This is a genomic window from Pseudomonas vranovensis DSM 16006 (genome assembly GCF_000425805.1).
GTDB lineage: Bacteria > Pseudomonadota > Gammaproteobacteria > Pseudomonadales > Pseudomonadaceae > Aquipseudomonas > Aquipseudomonas vranovensis.
Genome location: NZ_KE384457.1, coordinates 26407 through 43797, shown reverse-complemented (window position 1 = coordinate 43797; position 17391 = coordinate 26407). Strand labels below are relative to the sequence as shown.

Genomic DNA, 17391 nt, shown 5'->3' with positions numbered 1-17391 from the left:
AATCAAGCCGTCAGTTTACGCCGGGCCAGCGCCCCGCCCAAGAGCCCGCTCAGGCAACCGACCAACAACCCACCGACGTGGGCGGCGTTGGCAATCTGGCCAAAGCCGAGCAGGCTGACCAGCCCGGACAGGCACAAGAGCAGCCAGGCCAGCATCATCACCAGCACCCCACGCGGCATGCGGTATACCGGGTTGGGTGCCAACCACTGGTACAGCCAGACATGCCCGAGCAATCCGTAGAGCACCCCGGAAAGGCCGCCAAACAGGCTCGGCCCACCGAACAGGTACTGCGCGGCATTGGATACCAGGCTGAACAGCAGGGTCAGGCTCAGCAGCGACCAGGGTCCCTGGCGCAGCTCGATTCGCCGCCCCAGCTCCCAGTACCACAAGGCATTCATGGCTAGGTGAAGGATGCCGAAGTGCACCAGCATCGGTGTGAATAGCCGCCACCACTGGCCGTCGGCAAGGCTTGCCGGCAGCGGCGTGAAGTACAGGTACTCGCCCTGCACGCGAAAATCGAGAAAGGTCAGCCAGCTCAGGGTGGCGAAATTGTCGCCAAGCCCCGTGAGGCCGGCGACGATCAGGCACAACAGCAACACCGCGGCGGTGGCCTTGCTCGCTCGCAGTTGCTCGCCAAAGCCCGGGCGGGCCGGTGGCGCGAGCATGGCGCCGGCCGGCGGCTCGAAGTCCGCGTTGCCCTCGGGAAAGCGCTGGTACAGTTCGCGTACATCCTCGGCCAGGTTTTCCGCCACCCACAACACCTGGTCACCGCCCTCCTCGCTGACCCGGTGCGGTACCTGCAGGCGCCGCAGCAGGCCGACAAAACCGCTCAGGTCGGTGTTCAAGGGCATGCGCAATACCACCACTGCACTCATTGGCTGGCCTCCGGCCGGTCCACATCGACCCACACGAACTTGCGCGGGTCTATTCGGGTTTCATCGTCGAGTCGATACGCGACCAGCTTGCCGTACAACACCGCGCTGTAGTCCAGGCAGGCCAGGTTGGAGCGGATCGGTGCCGGCTTGCCGCTACGCCAGTAGTGCCCGACGAACAGCATCGGCTCGTCCTCGCCGTAGCGCAGCAAGGCGTTCTTCTGGCTGTGGCTCAAGGGCGTGCTGGCGACCTTTTCCGGCAATGCGTCGGGCTGGAAGACAATGTCGCCGTAGGTCTGCGGGTCTTCTTCCCAGAACTTGGTGCGGAAGAAGGCCCGTGTCAGGCCGTCGCCGCCGGTCAGGGTCAAACCATCCGGCAGGCGCATGTCGGTGCCGCGCAGCAAGCGATTGCAGACCATCGAGGCAAAGCTGTCCGACACCCCGGATGCCTGGATGAAGTGTTCATCGATGCGGCCATCGGCATACTGCTGGCGCAATGGCTCGATCAGCCGTGGGTCCCAACAGGCGTGGACCAGGCGGAACCGGCCGGCATCGATGAACAGCGGCAGTTCGTAGAACCATTCGAGAAAATCATGCCAGTCGCCCGGATGTTGCTCGAACTGGGTCAAGGTTTCGTAGATCAGGCGGCCGTGGCGCGGGGTGTGCTCGCGAACAAACTGTTTGCCACTTTCAGGCAAGGCCGGGGTGTTCCAGCCCAGGGCGTTGTACTCATGATTGCCCATGATGCAGTAGGCCTGGCCAGCATCGACCATGTCATGGACGATGTGCAGCGCCTCGCGGATCCGCGGGCCCCGGTCGATGATATCGCCGAGGAACAGCGCCTGGCGCTGGGCATGGCGCCAGACGCCGCCCTGGCGCTTGTAGCCAAGGGCATCGAGCAGGCGTTCGAGGGTGTGTGCACAGCCGTGCACATCACCAATCAGGTCGTAACTACGGGCTGGATCGAGCATCACTCGCCTCCACCACCCAGGCGGCTGCCCCAACCGAGTTTGGTCCGGCATACCTCGTAGTAATTGTGATCCAGCGGGTGAATCAGGCGCAGTTTCTGCGGTTTCTTGTTCACCGTGATGGTGTCGCCCGGGGCGCAGGTGAAGTGGTTCTGGCCGTCACAGGAAATCTGCGGGTAGATCTGCAGGTCCTTGGACACCACGATCTTCAGCTCGCTGTTGCCGTCGACCACGATCGGCCGGCCAGACAAGGTATGCGGGTACATCGGCACGATGACGATGGCGTCGAGCTTGGGGTGCATGATCGGACCGCCCGCCGACAGCGCGTAGGCGGTCGAGCCGGTCGGCGTGGCGACGATCAGGCCGTCGGCCTTCTGGCTGCAGACGAACTGGCCGTCGATGTAGATCTCGAACTCGATCATGCGCGTCGATTTGCCCGGGTGCAGCACCACATCGTTGAGCGCATCGCCCTGGCCGATGGCTTCGGCGTGACGACGAACCTCGGCCTGGAGCAGAAAGCGGTTTTCCACCAGGTAATGGCCGTCGAGCACCTCGGCGACTTTTACCTCCAGCTCGTCAGGGCGGATATCGGTGAGAAAGCCCAGGCTGCCGCGGTTGATACCCAGCACCGGGGTGTTGTGCTTGGCCAGGGCACGGGCGGCGCCGAGCAGGCTGCCGTCGCCGCCTACCACGATGACCAGGTCGCAGACCTCACCCAGCAACTTGCGCGAGGACGTCTGCAGGCCGTGGCCGGGCAGGACTTCGGCGATGGTGTCCTCGAGGATCACGTGCAGATGCCGCTGCAGCAGGAATTTTTTCAGTCGGCGAATGGTATCGAGCACCTGGGAGCTGCCGAGGCGGCCGATGATACCGATATTGCGAAATTGCTCCATGGGGCTCCTGCTAGGCGCTACGGCGGGTAAAGAGGCGAAGTTCGCCAAAGAGTTCGATTATGGGCGAAAGCCCCGGGCAGCGGCAAACGCAGGAGAAAATCGTCAAGGTGCGCGGCTGAAGGACTATGCTCGCTGGATGAACCCTTTTCCCGGCCTGATCGACCTGCCCCACCAGTTGCGCCACCCTCAGGTGCGCGACCTGGCCTGGGTCATCCTTGCCCCGCCAATGCTGCACGAGACGCCCTGGCCCCAGCGTCATCCACTGGCGGCCAGCGATTGGGTCGCCGATCCTGAACAACTGCGGCAATGGCTCCTGGATCTGGATCACGACAGCAATGCCCTGCAGCACTGGTTGGCCCAGGCCGCCACACGGCGCCTGGGGCTGTACTACGAGCGTCTATGGCAGTTTGCCCTGCAACACGCGCCGGGGGTGACGCTGCTGGCGGCCAACCTGCCGATCCGCACTGGCGGGCACACGCTGGGCGAACTGGACATCCTCCTGCACGACAGCGAAGGGGTTCACCACTTGGAGCTGGCCATCAAACTGTACCTGGGGCCGCCGGGGGGCGATGGCAAGGATCCTGCGCACTGGTTGGGGCCGGGCTGTCATGACCGTCTGGACCGAAAACTGGCGCACCTGGCTGAACATCAACTGCCGATCTCGGCGCGGGAAGAAAGTCGAGAAGTGCTGGCGGCGCTGGATATCACCCAGCTCAGCGCCCAGCTCTGGCTGGCGGGCTACCTGTTCTACCCCTGGCCCGGGCATGCCGATGCTCCCGAAGGCGCCCATCCGCAGCATTTGCATGGAAGGTGGTTGCATCGACGAGATTGGCCGGCATTCATCGCCCAGGACCCACAGGCCTTTTGGCAGCCCATCCCGCGCCATGCCTGGCTGGCATCGGCCCGCTGCAGCGAGCAGGAACGCTGGTCGCGGGAACGGTTTGAAGCGTGGCTGCAGCTACTGGATCCGTTGGCGCCTGCGCAACTGCTGGTGCGCTGGGTAGCGGGCGAAGATGGCGATTGGGAAGAGGCGGAGCGACTGTTCCTGGTAGCCGATGCGTGGCCGGACTTCCCGGCGTGATCGCACCTGCAGATTGCTGCGCAAGACAGTTACGTCTATCGGGCGACTGCTGCGCAATCGATCGCAGCCTCGTTCCTCGGCAGCGGCTACGGATAGCAAGCCGAACCGGGGTAGCCGCTGGCGATAGCCTGCGATCGACCGCATAGCGGCCGTGGTGCAAGGCCGTTGCCCCTACCCCAACCGCAGCGCCAACGCTGCCAGGGTCACCAGCAGCACCGGCACCGTCAGCACAATCCCCACCTTGAAGTAATACCCCCAGCCGATCTTCACCCCCTTGCGCTCCAGTACATGCAGCCACAGCAAGGTTGCCAGGCTACCGATGGGGGTGATCTTCGGCCCCAGGTCGCTACCGATCACATTGGCATAGATCATCGCCTCCTTGACCACCCCACTGGCCGAACTCGCATCAATCGACAACGCACCGATCAACACGGTCGGCAAGTTGTTCATCACCGACGACAACAGTGCCGCCAACAGCCCCGTGCCCATGGCCGCGCCCCACACCCCGCCGGTGGCGAAGCTGTCGAGCCACCCCGCCAGGTTGTCGGTCAGCCCGGCATTGCGCAGACCATAAACCACCAGGTACATCCCCAGGGAGAACACCACGATGTGCCAAGGCGCCTCCTTGAGCACTTTACGTGTGGAGATTTTGTGACCGCGCGCCGCCACCAACAGCAACACCAGCGCACACAGCCCCGCGATCGCGCTGATGGGAATCCCCAGCGGCTCCAGGGCAAAGCAGCCGACCAACAGGATCGCCAGCACCAGCCAGCCGGCCACAAAGGTCGCCGGGTCGTGTACCACACTGCGCGGCCGGTCCAGTTGCAAGGGGTCGTAGTCAGCCGGGATGTCGCGGCGGAAGTACCACAGCAGCACTGCCAGGGTGGCCGCCACACTGACCAGGTTCACCGGCAGCATCACGGCGGCATAGCGGTTGAAACCGATACCAAAGTAGTCGGCCGAGACGATATTGACCAGGTTCGACACCACCAGCGGCAGGCTCGCCGTATCGGCGATAAAACCTGCCGCCATGACGAACGCCAGGGTTGCCGCCGGGCTGAAGCGCAGGGCCAGCAGCATCGCCACCACAATGGGCGTGAGGATCAGCGCCGCACCGTCATTGGCGAACAGCGCCGATACCACCGCCCCCAGCAGGACGATATAGCAGAACAGGCGCCGCCCGCTGCCCCGGCCCCAACGCGCCACATGCAGCGCGGCCCAGGCGAAGAAGCCTGCAGCATCGAGCAACAGGCTGATGATGATCAGGGCGATGAAGGTGCCGGTCGCATTCCAGATGATCTGCCACACCACCGGGATGTCGCTCCACTGCACCACCCCACACAGCAGTGCCAGCAGCGCACCGCCGGTGGCACTCCAGCCTACGCCCAGCCCTTTGGGTTGCCAGATCACCAGGGTAATGGTCAGAAGGAAGATCAACGACGCCATCAACATGAACACAGCCTTGCTTTCGAGGAAAAGACGCGGCGAATTCTAGCGACAGATCAATACCGAAGTGGCCATATTTTGTTGCAATAGCCCGGTAAACGGCACGCAAGCGTTTACAGTTATGTCCATGCGCCACCAAGAGCGCGAGCCCAGACCTGAGAATGAGGAATGACCATGACCCTGAATCCCCCCCAGGCTCGCTACGGCAGCCTGTCAATTGCCTTGCACTGGCTGATGCTGGTGCTGCTGGTGGCGGTCTACGCCCTGATCGAGTTGCGCGGCCTGTTTCCCAAGGACAGTGCCGGGCGCAACCTGATGAAGGAGCTGCACTTCATGCTGGGGCTGACCGTATTCGTGCTGGTCTGGCTACGCCTGGCCCTGCGCTTGAGCCGCCCTACTCCACCCATCGTTCCCGCTCCACCCGCCTGGCAGACCGGCCTGGCCCACCTGATGCACCTGGCCCTGTACCTGATGATGATCGGCCTGCCGATTGCCGGCTGGTTGATTCTCAGTGCGGCGGACAAGCCGATTCCGTTCTACGGCCTGGAGCTTCCCGCCTTGATCACACCGGACCCGGACCTTGCCAAGTTCATCAAGGGCTGGCACGAGCGCATCGGCACCTGGGGCTATTGGCTGATCGGCCTGCACGCCGTGGCCGGGCTCTTCCATCACTATGTGCAACGTGACAACACCCTGGTGCGCATGCTTCCGGGCCACCACTAGGCAAAGCCGCGGCGGCCCTGCAGGCCGCCGCTGTGCAGGAAGATCAGGCGAGTACCCGGGGCAAAGACGCCCGCCTCGACCTGCTCGCACAACGCCAGCAATGCCTTGCCGGTGTACAGCGGCTCCAGCGGCAGGCCAGCTTCGGCCTCGCAGGCTTCGATAAACGCCTGCAACTGCGCATCGACCTTGGCAAAACCACCGCGACTGGCATCGTGCAACACATATCCCTGCCGCCCTGACAGCGCCTCGACCGCCACCTTCACACCATGATCCTTCGGCACCGCCAGCGCGCCGAACACCGGGTGTACGCCGGCTTCAGCCTGCACCAGCCCCGCCAAGGTAGTACCCGTACCCGCTGCCAGCCACCAGCCGTCGTAGTCGGCCCAGCCCAAGGCTGGCAACTGTGCCCGGGCCTGTTTGACGATCAAGGCGCAGCCCTTGGCGCCCAACGGGCCTCCACCGCCTTCAGGTACACAGTGCCAACTCGGATACAGAGCCTGCCAGGGATGCCAGAAATCCGCTTGATGCCGAGCCCGGTAGCCGGCGTAGCCCAGCCAGTGCAACTGCATGCCGAACGCCTGCAAGTCGCGCACCGTGGGCGTGTCCTGGGCATGCCCGCGCAGCAGTCCTGCCGTGGCAAAGCCGAAGCGTTTGCCGGCAGCAGCCAGGGCATGCAGGTGATTGGAATAGGCGCCGCCCAAGCTGATGACGCCCGGCGAGCCTGCGGCCTGGGCCAGGCGCAGGTGTTCAAGCAGCTTGAACCATTTGTTGCCACTGATCAGCGGGTCGATCAAGTCCAGGCGCAGCACCGCCAGCTCGATGCCGAACGGGCGCAACCAGCTGAGTTCGAGGCGTTGCAAGGGGGCTTGGGGGAGGGAATCAAAACCGGTCATGAACAGTTCACTGGCGCAGGGACGCGCCAGTTTACCAGTGCGGCGGGGTGGGCTCCCCGCCGCACGCAACGCTTAGAGCTCTGCCGCCAGGCGCGAGCCCTGGTTGATCGCCCGCTTGGCATCCAGCTCGGCTGCCACATCGGCGCCACCGATCAGGTGAACCGACTGCCCGGCCGCCTGCAGCCCCTCGTGCAGTTCGCGCAGCGGATCCTGCCCTGCACAGATCACGATGTTATCCACAGGCAGCACCTGCGGCTCGCCCTCGCCGATGCGGATGTGCAGGCCGGCGTCGTCAATGCTCAGGTACTCGACGCTGTTGAGCATCTGCACCCGCTTGTTCTTCAGGCCCGTGCGGTGAATCCAGCCGGTGGTCTTGCCCAGCCCGTCGCCGACCTTGGATTTCTTGCGCTGCAGCAGGAACACCTGGCGCGCCGGGGCATGGGGCTCGGCCTTGATCCCGGCAACCCCGCCACGGGCCTCGAGTGCCGTGTCGATACCCCACTCCTTCCAGAACGCCTCACGGTCCTGGCTGGTGGCCACGCCCTGATGCACCAGGTACTCGGAGACGTCAAAACCGATACCGCCTGCACCGATCACCGCCACCTTCTGCCCCACCGGCTTGCGCTCGAGCAGCACGTCCAGGTAGCTCAGTACCTTGCTGTGCTCAATGCCAGGAATCGCGGGCAGGCGCGGTGCGATACCGGTAGCCAGGATGATCTCGTCGTAACCCCCAGCTGCCAATTGCTCGACATCGACACGGGTGTTGAGGCACAGCTCGACCCCGGTGGTCTGCAGCTTGCGTTTGAAGTAGCGCAGGGTCTCAAAGAACTCTTCCTTGCCCGGCACGCGCTTGGCCACGTTGAACTGGCCACCGATTTCGCTGGCCGAGTCGAACAGCGTCACCTGGTGACCGCGCTCTGCCGCCACCGTGGCAGCCGACAGCCCCGCCGGGCCGGCACCGACCACGGCAATGCGCTTGAGCTGAGTGACTGGCAGGTAGTTGAGCTCGGTTTCGTGGCAGGCACGCGGGTTGACCAGGCAACTGGTCAACTTGCCGCCAAAGGTGTGGTCCAGGCAGGCCTGGTTGCAGCCGATACAGGTGTTGATCTCATCGCCCCGGTCGGCGGCGGCCTTGTTGACGAACTCGGGATCGGCGAGGAACGGGCGAGCCATCGACACCATGTCGGCATCGCCCTCGGCCAGGATCTGCTCGGCCACTTCCGGGGTGTTGATCCGGTTGGTGGTGATCAGCGGGATCTGCACCGCGCCACGCAGCTTGGCCGTGACCTTGCTGAATGCCGCGCGTGGCACTTTGGTGGCGATGGTTGGAATTCGCGCTTCGTGCCAGCCAATACCGGTATTGATCAGGGTTGCACCGGCCTTTTCAATGGCCTGGGCCAGTTGCACGACTTCTTCCCAGTTACTGCCACCTTCGATCAGGTCCAGCATCGACAAGCGGAAGATGATGATGAAGTTCGGGCCAACCGCCTCACGCACACGGCTGACGATTTCCACCGCCAGGCGCATGCGATTCTCGTAGCTGCCGCCCCAACGGTCGGTACGGTGGTTGGTGTGGGCAGCGAGGAACTGGTTGATGAAGTAGCCTTCCGACCCCATGATCTCGACGCCGTCGTACTCGGCGCTTTGCGCCAGCAGCGAGCAGGTGACGAAATCCTGGATCTGCTTCTCGATGCCCTCTTCGTCCAGCTCGCGCGGCTTGAATGGGTTGATCGGTGCCTGGATGGCACTCGGCGCCACCGATTTGGGGCTGTAGGCATAGCGGCCAGCGTGAAGGATTTGCATGCAGATCTTGCCACCGGCCTCGTGCACGGCCTTGGTGACGATGCGGTGTTTGTCGGCTTCTTCCGGGGTACTGAGCTTGGCGGCACCGGAATACACCCCACCCTCCACGTTCGGCCCGATGCCGCCAGTAACCATCAGACCGACGCCGCCACGGGCACGCTCGGCAAAATACGCGGCCATACGCTCGAAACCGCCCGGCTTCTCTTCAAGACCGGTGTGCATCGAGCCCATCAGGCTGCGGTTGCGCAAAGTGGTAAAGCCCAGGTCCAGCGGGGCAAGCAGGTGCGGGTAACGAGCGGCGGCCATAGTGAACTCCACAACAGGCGTAATCACGGAATGCGGGCGCCTCACCGGTGTGGCGGGGCCCGTCAGTTATCTGTGACCGACATTAAAGAGCCTGCGTGCGGGGTTCAATGATCGAAAGTGACAGGTTAATGACCCTGTAGTACAGGAAGCCTGCCCTCCTGCCTGAATGACAGGAGGACGCGCTGCCCCTCAGTCAAGCGTCGGCGCTTACCATTGGTGGGTGTAGCTGGCCGTCAGGACGGTGCCGGGTGCCGGCAGGTGGCTGGTGTTGTTGCTGCTGCGCATCAGCTGGCTGTACAGCGGGTAGTAGTCGCGATTGAACAGGTTCTGCAGGCCTACGCTGACCTGGTCGTCCTTGCTCAACTGGTACTGGCTGATCAGGTCCACGGTGGTATAGCCATCGACCTTGCGCCGGCCGAAACTGGCAACGCCATCCAGGCGGTAGTCATCACCGTCAAAGTAGGTGGCCTGCAGGCGGTTGCTCCAGACGTCGCTCGGTTTGAACTGTACGTAGGCGGTCAGCTTGAGTGGCGGGATGCGATACCCGGTCATGTCTTGCCAGTCTCCCCCATCCGGCTGCTCACGGCCCTTCATCCAGGTGAAGGTACCACCGGCTCCCCAACGCTCGTCGCTGTTCAGCCAGTCGGCGCTGCCTTCCACACCGTAGATCCGCTCCTTGGTGCGCGTCAGGATCAGGCCGTTGTTGAAGCTCTGCACATCGCCAAGCTTGGAGGTGGTGTAGAACACTGCCAGCGTCGCCAGGGTCTGCTCACCCAGGGCGCCCCGCCAGCCCAACTCGTAGTTGTTGGTCTTCACTGGCTCCAGGTTCGATGAGTCGATATCAAAGCCGCGACGGGCATTACGCAGTTGCACGCCAATGTCGGGTAACTGGAAACCCTGGCTGAACGCCGCATAGACTTCCTGGCCCGCCACCGGGGAGTAAGTCACGCTGAGGTTGGACAGTACGGAATCGTACTGGACGTCACCGCCCTGGACCGTAGCCGGCTGGACAGCGGTGGATTCCGATAGCGGGATGAAGTCGTCGTATTCGGCGGTGGCGTACTCATAACGAACACCGCCCTCCATCGACCATTGATCGTTGAACTTGTGCTGCAGTTGCGCAAAACCGCCGACACTGCGTGTGGTCAGGTCGGGCATGTACGTCAGCTTGCCGATCTTGTCGAACACCCTGCCGCCGCTGGCGTCATATGCCTGCGGGTCGAAGATGTCGATGGGCATGTCGCTGCGCTCCTGGTTGAAGTCAGCGCCCCACAACAGTTCTGTATTGCCCTGGTTGCCGAGCGGGGTGCGCAGGGTTACACGACTGCCGAACACTTCGCTGTTCTGCATCACCTGATCGACATTGCGTCCACGCGTGGCCACCGCCCGTGCATCGAAGGGTGTAAAGCGGGTGAAGTAGTCGCGGTAGTAGAGCTGCGCATTGAGCGAGCCGCCGAGGATATCGGTGTGTGCGTACTCAAGATTCAGCAGGGTGTTCTTGATCTGGTTCTGCTCATCCAGCGACAAGCCGGACAGCGGCCGCGCCGGGACCGAACCCGGCGGCAGGCTGGCCACGGACGGATCGGAGGTGTAGTCGGTGTCTTGCTCGGCGTTGTAATGGCTGGCCGACAGCTGGATGCGCTGGACCTCATCGATGCGCAAACCCAGTTTGCCGCCGATGTTGTAGGTGTTCGAATCAAACAGATCACCCTGGCTGGACTCCGGCGCGATGCGGTGCCCGTTGGCATCATAGGAAGCGCCAATGTGTCGGGCGCCGAAGTCCATGGCGTAATCGACCTGGCCCTGGGAGCCGGACAGGTGATGCTGCAACTGGCCGCCAAGGCCATCGCTGTCCAGTTGGCTCAGGGGCGACACCGCGGTCAGGCTGGTCTGCGCACGCGGCTCACCACCGGCCGGGCGGGTGGTGATGGAGATGATGCCACCCGTTGCACCGGCCCCATAGATAGCACTGCTGCCGCGGATCACTTCGATGCGCTCGATCAGTGCCGGGTCGATGTTCGCCAGGTTGCGTGAGGAGTCACGGTTGGTGTTGAGCGGCACCCCATCCACCAGCACCAGCATCGTACGTCCGCGCAGTGTCTGGCCGTAGTCGGTGATAGTACGGCTGGAGTCGGCCATGCCGGGAATGCTTTTGGCCAACAAGGTGGCCAGGCCATCGGAGCCTTGGCGCAGTTGCTCAATTTGCTCGCGCTCGATGACATTGACCTGCCGGGCTTGCGGCACCAGGTCGCTGTTGAGTCGTGAAGAACTGATTTCCAGGCTGGCCAGCTCTACTGCACCGGTTCCGCTGGCAGCCGCCTCGGTGACTGGCGTGGACGCGCTCGGCACCACCAGGTAGGTGTGTTCGTCTTGCTCCTGGGCCGTCAGCCCGCTCTTGCCCAGCAGCCGTTCAAGTGCTTCCTGCAAGGTATAGCGGCCGTGCAATGCCGGTGCGGTCTTGCCGGCAGTGACTTCACTGGCGAACAGGATCTGTGCCGAGGATTGGCGGGCTACGGCATTGAGGGATTTCTCCAGCGAATTGGCTGGAACATCGAAATCGACCGGTGCAGATTGCGCCAATGACCATTGGCTGAGCAACAGACTGCTAGCCAGCAAGGACAAGCGCACAGGCGCACGCAGGAAGGGCTGACTCACGTTTTTATTCTCCACGGATTAAGGTTGCATGGAGATAGCCGCCAGCAGTGCCGCGTAACCCTACCTCGGTGGACAATTATTTTTTCGGGTCGCGCGATTTGATCAGCACCGCACCATCGGCTGCGCTGGCAACACTCACCGGCAAGATGCCGGGCAACAGCGCCAGCAGACGGTCAACGTGATCGCTGTCGAACACACCGGACACCGGCAACCGGGCGAGGCTCGCGTCCATGAGCGTGATCGGCTGGCGGTGGTAGCGCTGGAGCGTGCCGATGACCTCGGCCAGCGGGGTGCTTTCAAACACCAGCCGGCTGTCTTTCCAGGCACTGACATCGTCGGCGCTGACCTGCGTCACCTGGCCTGGGACACCTTTGCGCATGCGCAATTGCTGGCCTGGCCCGAGCAGCGCAACGGCGTCGGTAGCAGCTCCCCGAACAGCCACCTTGCCTTCGGCCACGGTGACCTGCACCTCCTGTTCGAGCCGATTGACGTTGAAGTGCGTCCCCACTACACGCACTGCGGCCGACCCGGCGTCGACCAGGAACGGGCGGTACACCATCGGCGCGACGTCAAACAGCGCCTGGCCCCTTTTCAAGGTGACCTGGCGCGTGCGCAGGTGCCAACTGACCGTCATCTCACTGTCGCTGTCGAGCAGGATCGTACTGCCATCGGCCAGTTGCAGCGCCTGGCGCTGACCAACCTGGCTGGCGACATGCTGGGATTGGTAGGCGGGGTCGACCCAGGCCGCGCCGGCAGCCATCGCCAACAACAGCAAACCGAGGGTCTTTGCAGTGCTGCGCTTGTTCTTGGCCGGGGTGGGCACGGGCAGTGGAAAGCGCTGCTTGAGCGCTTCACGAAAGCGGGCGATAGCCTCGTCTTCCTGGCTGAAGTCCTTGGCATCGCGCGGCGGCCGGCTCATGACAACACCTCGGCACCCAAATACTCTCGGCAAGCGTTCATGCCCAGGCGAAGGTGCTTCTCTACAGTTTTCAGGGAAATGCCCATGCGTTCGGCAACTTCGGCCTGGGGCAACTCGTGCACCTTGTGCATGACGAATACCATCTGGCAGCGCGGCGGCAGTTTGGCAATCGCTTCAGTCAGTAGCTCCAGGGCCCTGGCCCCCTCAAGATGGCGTTGCTGGCTCGGCGCAGCGCTGGCGACCTCCGGCAATGCTGGCACCGCCACCATCCAGGTCTCGCGCCGGCGATCGCTGCGATAGCGAGTGACGGCCGTGTCGTGGGCGATTTTACGCAGCAACGCCAAAGGCGCGCGCACATCGTCCTTTTCATCCTTTTCGAGCAACTGGATACACAGGTCATGGACCACATCACGTGCGAATACCCGCTCGCCAAAACGCCGGCGAACGTGATCCACCAGTTCTTCATAATGACGAACCAGCGTAGCGAGCAGTGATGGCTTGGGAGGGTCGACCTGCACGATGACCTGCGCGAAAGAAAGGACAAGAGCCTGGCGTGGAGAAATTTGTCGGGGAGTATAAATGCGAATACATTTCATTTAAAGCATCCCTACACTCAATGGCTTGCGGGACAAACACAGGTTCCCCGGTAAAACCCGCCGTTATGCCCTTGATCTGCGGTATTGCTCTGTGGAATTTTCAGTGCAAACTATCGCCATGCGAAAAATTCTGTTGAGCGCACTGGCGCTGGTTGTCATTGCTGCGATGAGCGGCTACGGGTTCTGGACCGAGCAGCGGCCGGTGGGGCACTACTTGTCTGACCTGCGTATCGAACTGGCCCTGAGCGAAGGCACTCCCACAGGCAATGGCAACCTGCTGGGGGTCGAGCCGCAGCTTTACCCGGGTGACTACCAGAACCTGCATCGCCTGCATCGCAAGTTGGCTGCCTATCTGGAACAGGCGCGCAGCCAGGGCCTGATCAATGACCGCACTATTGTCATCCTGCCCGAACACATCGGCACGTGGCTGTGGGCAAGGGGCGAGAAGAACGAGCTTTACCAGGTGACGGAGCGACGCGAGGCCTGGCAGTGGCTGGAGCTCAGCAATCCGATCCGTTATGGCCTGGCCATGCTCGGCGCCGAAGGCGATGACTGGCGCGCCGATGCCCACTTGCGCATGAAGGCGCAACAGATGGCCAACGACTACCAGCAACTGTTCGGCGGCCTGGCCAAGGAATTTGGCGTCACACTGGTCGCAGGCTCCATCGTGCTGCCCTCCCCCTATGTGGAACGCGGCACCCTCCAGGTCGGCACCGGGGCGCTGTACAACAGCACCCTGGTGTTCGCAGGCGACGGCTCGGTACTCGGCCAGCCGCAACTTCAACAGCACCCCGACGGTGACGTACGGCGCTACATCGACAGCGGCACCGACCAGCCCCCGCAAGTACTGCAGACGCCGGCAGGTCGCCTGGGCGTGCTGATCGGCAGCGACAGCTGGTACCCGAGCAACCAGCAACAGTTGGCCAACCAGTCGGCGCAGTTCATTGCCAACCCGGCGTTCCTCGGCGGCAAGGACAGCTGGAGCGGCCCTTGGCGCGGCAACCGTCACCAGCCCCTGGCGGCCACACTGCCCTTCAAGCCGGGTGAGGTCAGCGAAGCCCGGGCCTGGCAGCAACTGACCTTGAACGCCAATCCCGGCGGCATGAGCAGCATGAGCGTGTTCCTGCGCGGACGCTTCTGGGATGTCGTCGCCGACGGCCAGGGCTTTGCCAACCGCGACGGGCTGAACCTCAACGGCAGCAGCGCCCACGGCGCCCGTCTGCTCAACCTCTGGCTGTAGCCCGGCCATGCCCCGCCCACGGATGCGCCTGGGTGACCTCTCAGTGGGTTTTGTCCAGAGCCTGGAGGATGTCCTGCAGCAACACGGCATCGAGCCCACAGCGCTTCTGAAGCGCTATGGGCTCGATACTGCGCGCCTGGCTGAAGCGGGGGCACGCTTGTCCATCCCGCGCTACATGCACTTGGGCCATGCCGCCATCGAGCTTACTGGCGACCCGGCACTGGGCTTACAGATGGGCCGCCTCAGCCGCTTGAGCCAGGCGGGCCTGGCCGGCGTCACGGCGGCCCAGGCACCCACCGTAGGGGATGCGGCGCGTACGCTGCTGCGTTTCGAACCGCTGTACGCCTCCAACTACCGTGGCCGCTCAAGCTTTCACGAAGACGGCAGCGGTGCCTGGCTGCGCTTCTACTCCATCAGCCCCTACAACGCCTATAACCGTTTTGTCGTCGATTCGCTGCTGTCTGGATGGTTGGCCCAGCTGTCGAACCTGGTCGGTACGCCCCTGCTGGCTGACCGGGTGGAAATCGAATTCGAGCCGCCCGCCTATGCATCGCACTACCAGGTGCTGTGCAGCACCCCGGTGCAATTTGGCGCCCAGACCAACCAACTGCACCTGAGTCGAACGAGCCTCGAGCTGCGCAACCCGGCCCATTGCCCCAGTACCTGGCAGCACCTGCTGAACTTGTGTGAGGCGGAGCTGGAGCAACGCACGCGGATTCGCAGCCTGGGCGAGCGCATTGCCCACCTGCTGGGGCCGCTGCTCAATGGCGGACGGGAACCGGATCTGGAAGAAGTGGCGCGTCATCTGCATTTGCCCACCTGGACGCTGCGACGCAAGCTGGCCGAGGAAGGCACGCAGTTTCGCGCCATCCTCAACGATACGAGACGCGACCTCGCCATGACCTACATCCGTGACACGGAGCTGGCCTTTGGCGAGATCGCCTATTTGCTTGGGTTTGCTTCGGCCGAAGCCTTCCAGCGCGCGTTCAAGCGCTGGAACAACATCACCCCGGGAGAGTTTCGTCGCAGCCAGCGGCGTACCGGCTGAGACTACAGCTCAGTGGCGTCTTCGGCAGGCTCGGGCGGATCAAGCTCCAGGGCGCGCAATTCGAGTAGTTCTTCCTGATAGTCGTCCATCGTTTGCTCCGTTGTTTCTCATTCAAGTCATTGATTCGTTATCGAGCCTAAAGTGCCGCGATGAAAGAAAAATGACAATGACACTCATCAAAACAACGTAGCAGCAGACGAGAAATTTATCCGCCTTTACAAGGGTGCCTGCTCAGGATTGTTGGCAGGCACAACCGGAGCAACGGTCGGTACCGGCTCAGCCGCCGCCGGGGCTGGCTGCTCGGCGCTGATCGGCGCGGCCTCTGCCGGTGGTGCAACGGGCATCGAACCCTTGCTGTCGTCGACTACAGGGGCCGGTGCAGCCTCGGCAGCTGCCGGCGGCTGGACCGGTGCCGTTTCGCCGGGCTGTGACGCGTCAGCAGCTTCCGGGGCCGGAACCGGGGCTGGCACTGCCGCATCGGACGGCGTCAAGGCAGCAGGCGCAGGCTCCGGGATTCCCAACTCAGGCGCAGGCTTTTCGACGGCCTTCTTCGGTGCCGCCTTTTTTTTCTGCTCCTTGGGCAGGAAGCTCTCGACCAGGGCGAAGTAACGCTCGTAGAACTTGGCCGAGGTCACCGTTTCGCTGGCGACCTTGACCATGGAGTCGTCGGAGGAGCCGATGGGCATCGACACCGAACCCAGCACCCCAACCCCGAGGCTGGCGGAGGTGTTGGATTTTTTCAGGGCATAACGGTCCTGCAGGGCATTGGCGAACATGGTCGAACGCTTCGCATCGCCGCTGTCAGGGGCGCAAACCACGTTGAAGCTGATCTGCAGGTGCGAATCGCCTGTCTGCTGGAAACTCTTGTTGCCATTCACCTGACCGGCACCGCTGCTGGTGATGATATAGCCCTGGCTGAGCAAGGCACGGCGGGCCGCTTCACACGAGCCCGCTTCGCTGACCGGGAAGTTGCGCGAAAAGGTACCCGAGTCGTCGAAATTCTCGTGTTCGTAGATGGCAGCTTTCTTCGAAGAACAGCCGGAAACACCCGCCAGCACCAGGGCCAGCCCGAGCGCACTGAAGACGGTTGACTTTGACATTGCAAATCCTGAGTAAAACGGTCGGCGCCTATTGTGCAACACATCGGCGGATCACTGAAACCACAGCCGGTCAATCACCGCGGAAAATTCATCGACACCTGGGCCTGGTCCCGTCGGGGGACGGGGCGAAACCGTTGGTCGGCAGCTTTGGGCTGAGCCGTTCAAGGCGTAGGAAGGTGTAGGCGCGGGCACAAAAAAAGCGACCCGAAGGTCGCTTTTTTTGTTGCTGTATGGCGCAGCGGACGGGACTCGAACCCGCGACCCCCGGCGTGACAGGCCGGTATTCTAACCGACTGAACTACCGCTGCGTGTCGTGCAAGCCTGGGCTGCGAAACCTCCGCTAGTCTCAGGCACAAAAAAAGCGAACCGTAGGTCGCTCTCTTTGCTGCTTCGAGGAGTTCAAGGGCCTCGAAGCGAATATGGCGCAGCGGACGGGACTCGAACCCGCGACCCCCGGCGTGACAGGCCGGTATTCTAACCGACTGAACTACCGCTGCGTATCATACAGACTTTCGCCTGCTTGAAACTGGGATCTGGCCTGAAGGCTTCGGTGCCTTCCGACCTCAAACCGGTCATTCAACCAATCTGGAGAAAAGTGGCGCAGCGGACGGGACTCGAACCCGCGACCCCCGGCGTGACAGGCCGGTATTCTAACCGACTGAACTACCGCTGCGCATATGGACTTGCGTCCGGTTCCTCTCTGGTAACACCTTCTTGCGAAAGTGTTGGGTCAGGAACATCTCAGGAAGTGGTGGGTGATGACGGGATCGAACCGCCGACCCTCTGCTTGTAAGGCAGATGCTCTCCCGGCTGAGCTAATCACCCGTGTGCTTCGCTGAGGTGGCGAA

Annotated in this window: 14 protein-coding genes and 4 tRNA genes; 4 read left to right on the top strand and 14 right to left on the bottom strand. The window is 63.0% G+C overall.

Features of this window, described 5'->3' with window-relative positions:
• Nucleotides 1–2: 2 nt before the first annotated feature.
• The 3 genes from H621_RS0124160 to H621_RS0124150 are packed head-to-tail and all read right to left on the bottom strand — an operon-like array spanning nucleotide 3 to nucleotide 2733.
• Nucleotides 3–875: a rhomboid family intramembrane serine protease gene (locus H621_RS0124160; RefSeq protein WP_028945844.1), complete on the bottom strand. Its 873-nt coding sequence runs from the start codon at nucleotides 873–875 to the stop codon at nucleotides 3–5.
• Entirely contained in the window at nucleotides 872–1843 is a 972-nt protein-coding gene (locus H621_RS0124155; RefSeq protein ID WP_028945843.1) for a metallophosphoesterase, read from the bottom strand. Before H621_RS0124155 ends, H621_RS0124160 begins: the two co-directional genes overlap by 4 nt.
• Nucleotides 1843–2733 (bottom strand): NAD(+) kinase, encoded by an 891-nt coding sequence (locus H621_RS0124150; protein ID WP_028945842.1) that lies wholly within the window; start codon nucleotides 2731–2733, stop codon nucleotides 1843–1845. The genes H621_RS0124155 and H621_RS0124150 overlap by 1 nt, the downstream gene beginning before the upstream one ends.
• 136 nt (nucleotides 2734–2869) lie before the next feature.
• Here H621_RS0124150 and H621_RS0124145 point away from each other — a divergent pair, with 136 nt between their 5' ends.
• Nucleotides 2870–3814, top strand: coding sequence for a DUF1853 family protein (locus H621_RS0124145; RefSeq protein WP_028945841.1), 945 nt, complete (start codon nucleotides 2870–2872; stop codon nucleotides 3812–3814).
• Nucleotides 3815–3985: 171 nt separating this feature from the next.
• Here H621_RS0124145 and H621_RS0124140 read toward each other — a convergent pair whose 3' ends face one another.
• A complete protein-coding gene (locus H621_RS0124140) occupies nucleotides 3986–5266 on the bottom strand; it encodes an arsenic transporter (RefSeq protein WP_028945840.1) in 1281 nt (426 codons plus the stop codon).
• Nucleotides 5267–5434: 168 nt separating this feature from the next.
• On the opposite strand from H621_RS0124140, the gene H621_RS0124135 reads away from it, so the two are divergent.
• Entirely contained in the window at nucleotides 5435–5983 is a 549-nt protein-coding gene (locus tag H621_RS0124135; protein WP_028945839.1) for a cytochrome b, read from the top strand.
• Here the strand turns inward: H621_RS0124135 and H621_RS0124130 are convergent.
• From H621_RS0124130 to H621_RS0124110, 5 genes are all read right to left on the bottom strand, one after another.
• Nucleotides 5980–6876 carry a 1-aminocyclopropane-1-carboxylate deaminase/D-cysteine desulfhydrase gene (locus H621_RS0124130; protein ID WP_028945838.1) on the bottom strand — a complete coding sequence of 299 codons (897 nt, stop codon included), beginning with the start codon at nucleotides 6874–6876 and terminating at the stop codon, nucleotides 5980–5982. The genes H621_RS0124135 and H621_RS0124130 overlap by 4 nt on opposite strands.
• A 72-nt stretch (nucleotides 6877–6948) precedes the next feature.
• On the bottom strand, nucleotides 6949–8985 hold the full coding sequence (locus tag H621_RS0124125; protein WP_028945837.1) for an NADPH-dependent 2,4-dienoyl-CoA reductase: 2037 nt from the start codon (nucleotides 8983–8985) through the stop codon (nucleotides 6949–6951).
• Nucleotides 8986–9192: 207 nt separating this feature from the next.
• Nucleotides 9193–11640, bottom strand: a complete 2448-nt coding sequence (locus H621_RS0124120; RefSeq protein ID WP_036990385.1) for a TonB-dependent receptor — start codon at nucleotides 11638–11640, stop codon at nucleotides 9193–9195.
• 76 nt (nucleotides 11641–11716) lie between these two features.
• Entirely contained in the window at nucleotides 11717–12559 is an 843-nt protein-coding gene (locus tag H621_RS0124115; protein WP_028945835.1) for a FecR family protein, read from the bottom strand.
• A complete protein-coding gene (locus H621_RS0124110) occupies nucleotides 12556–13077 on the bottom strand; it encodes an RNA polymerase sigma factor (protein ID WP_028945834.1) in 522 nt (173 codons plus the stop codon). Before H621_RS0124110 ends, H621_RS0124115 begins: the two co-directional genes overlap by 4 nt.
• A gap of 196 nt (nucleotides 13078–13273) precedes the next feature.
• On the opposite strand from H621_RS0124110, the gene H621_RS0124105 reads away from it, so the two are divergent.
• Nucleotides 13274–14395: a nitrilase-related carbon-nitrogen hydrolase gene (locus H621_RS0124105; protein ID WP_028945833.1), complete on the top strand. Its 1122-nt coding sequence runs from the start codon at nucleotides 13274–13276 to the stop codon at nucleotides 14393–14395.
• 7 nt (nucleotides 14396–14402) lie between these two features.
• The gene (locus tag H621_RS0124100; RefSeq protein ID WP_028945832.1) at nucleotides 14403–15443 is read left to right on the top strand and encodes an AraC family transcriptional regulator; all 1041 of its coding nucleotides are present in this window, start codon (nucleotides 14403–14405) and stop codon (nucleotides 15441–15443) included.
• 215 nt (nucleotides 15444–15658) lie between these two features.
• On the opposite strand, the gene H621_RS0124090 is transcribed toward H621_RS0124100, so the two are convergent.
• The 5 genes from H621_RS0124090 to H621_RS0124070 all read right to left on the bottom strand — a co-directional run bounded on the left by H621_RS0124090 (nucleotide 15659) and on the right by H621_RS0124070 (nucleotide 17368).
• Complete coding sequence (locus H621_RS0124090; protein ID WP_028945831.1) at nucleotides 15659–16543, bottom strand: DUF2242 domain-containing protein; 885 nt, start codon at nucleotides 16541–16543, stop codon at nucleotides 15659–15661.
• Nucleotides 16544–16774: 231 nt separating this feature from the next.
• A tRNA-Asp gene (locus H621_RS0124085) sits at nucleotides 16775–16851 on the bottom strand.
• A 112-nt stretch (nucleotides 16852–16963) separates the two neighbouring features.
• A tRNA-Asp gene (locus tag H621_RS0124080) sits at nucleotides 16964–17040 on the bottom strand.
• A gap of 99 nt (nucleotides 17041–17139) precedes the next feature.
• Nucleotides 17140–17216 (bottom strand) — tRNA-Asp (locus H621_RS0124075).
• A 76-nt stretch (nucleotides 17217–17292) separates the two neighbouring features.
• Nucleotides 17293–17368 (bottom strand) — tRNA-Val (locus tag H621_RS0124070).
• Nucleotides 17369–17391 lie beyond the last annotated feature (23 nt).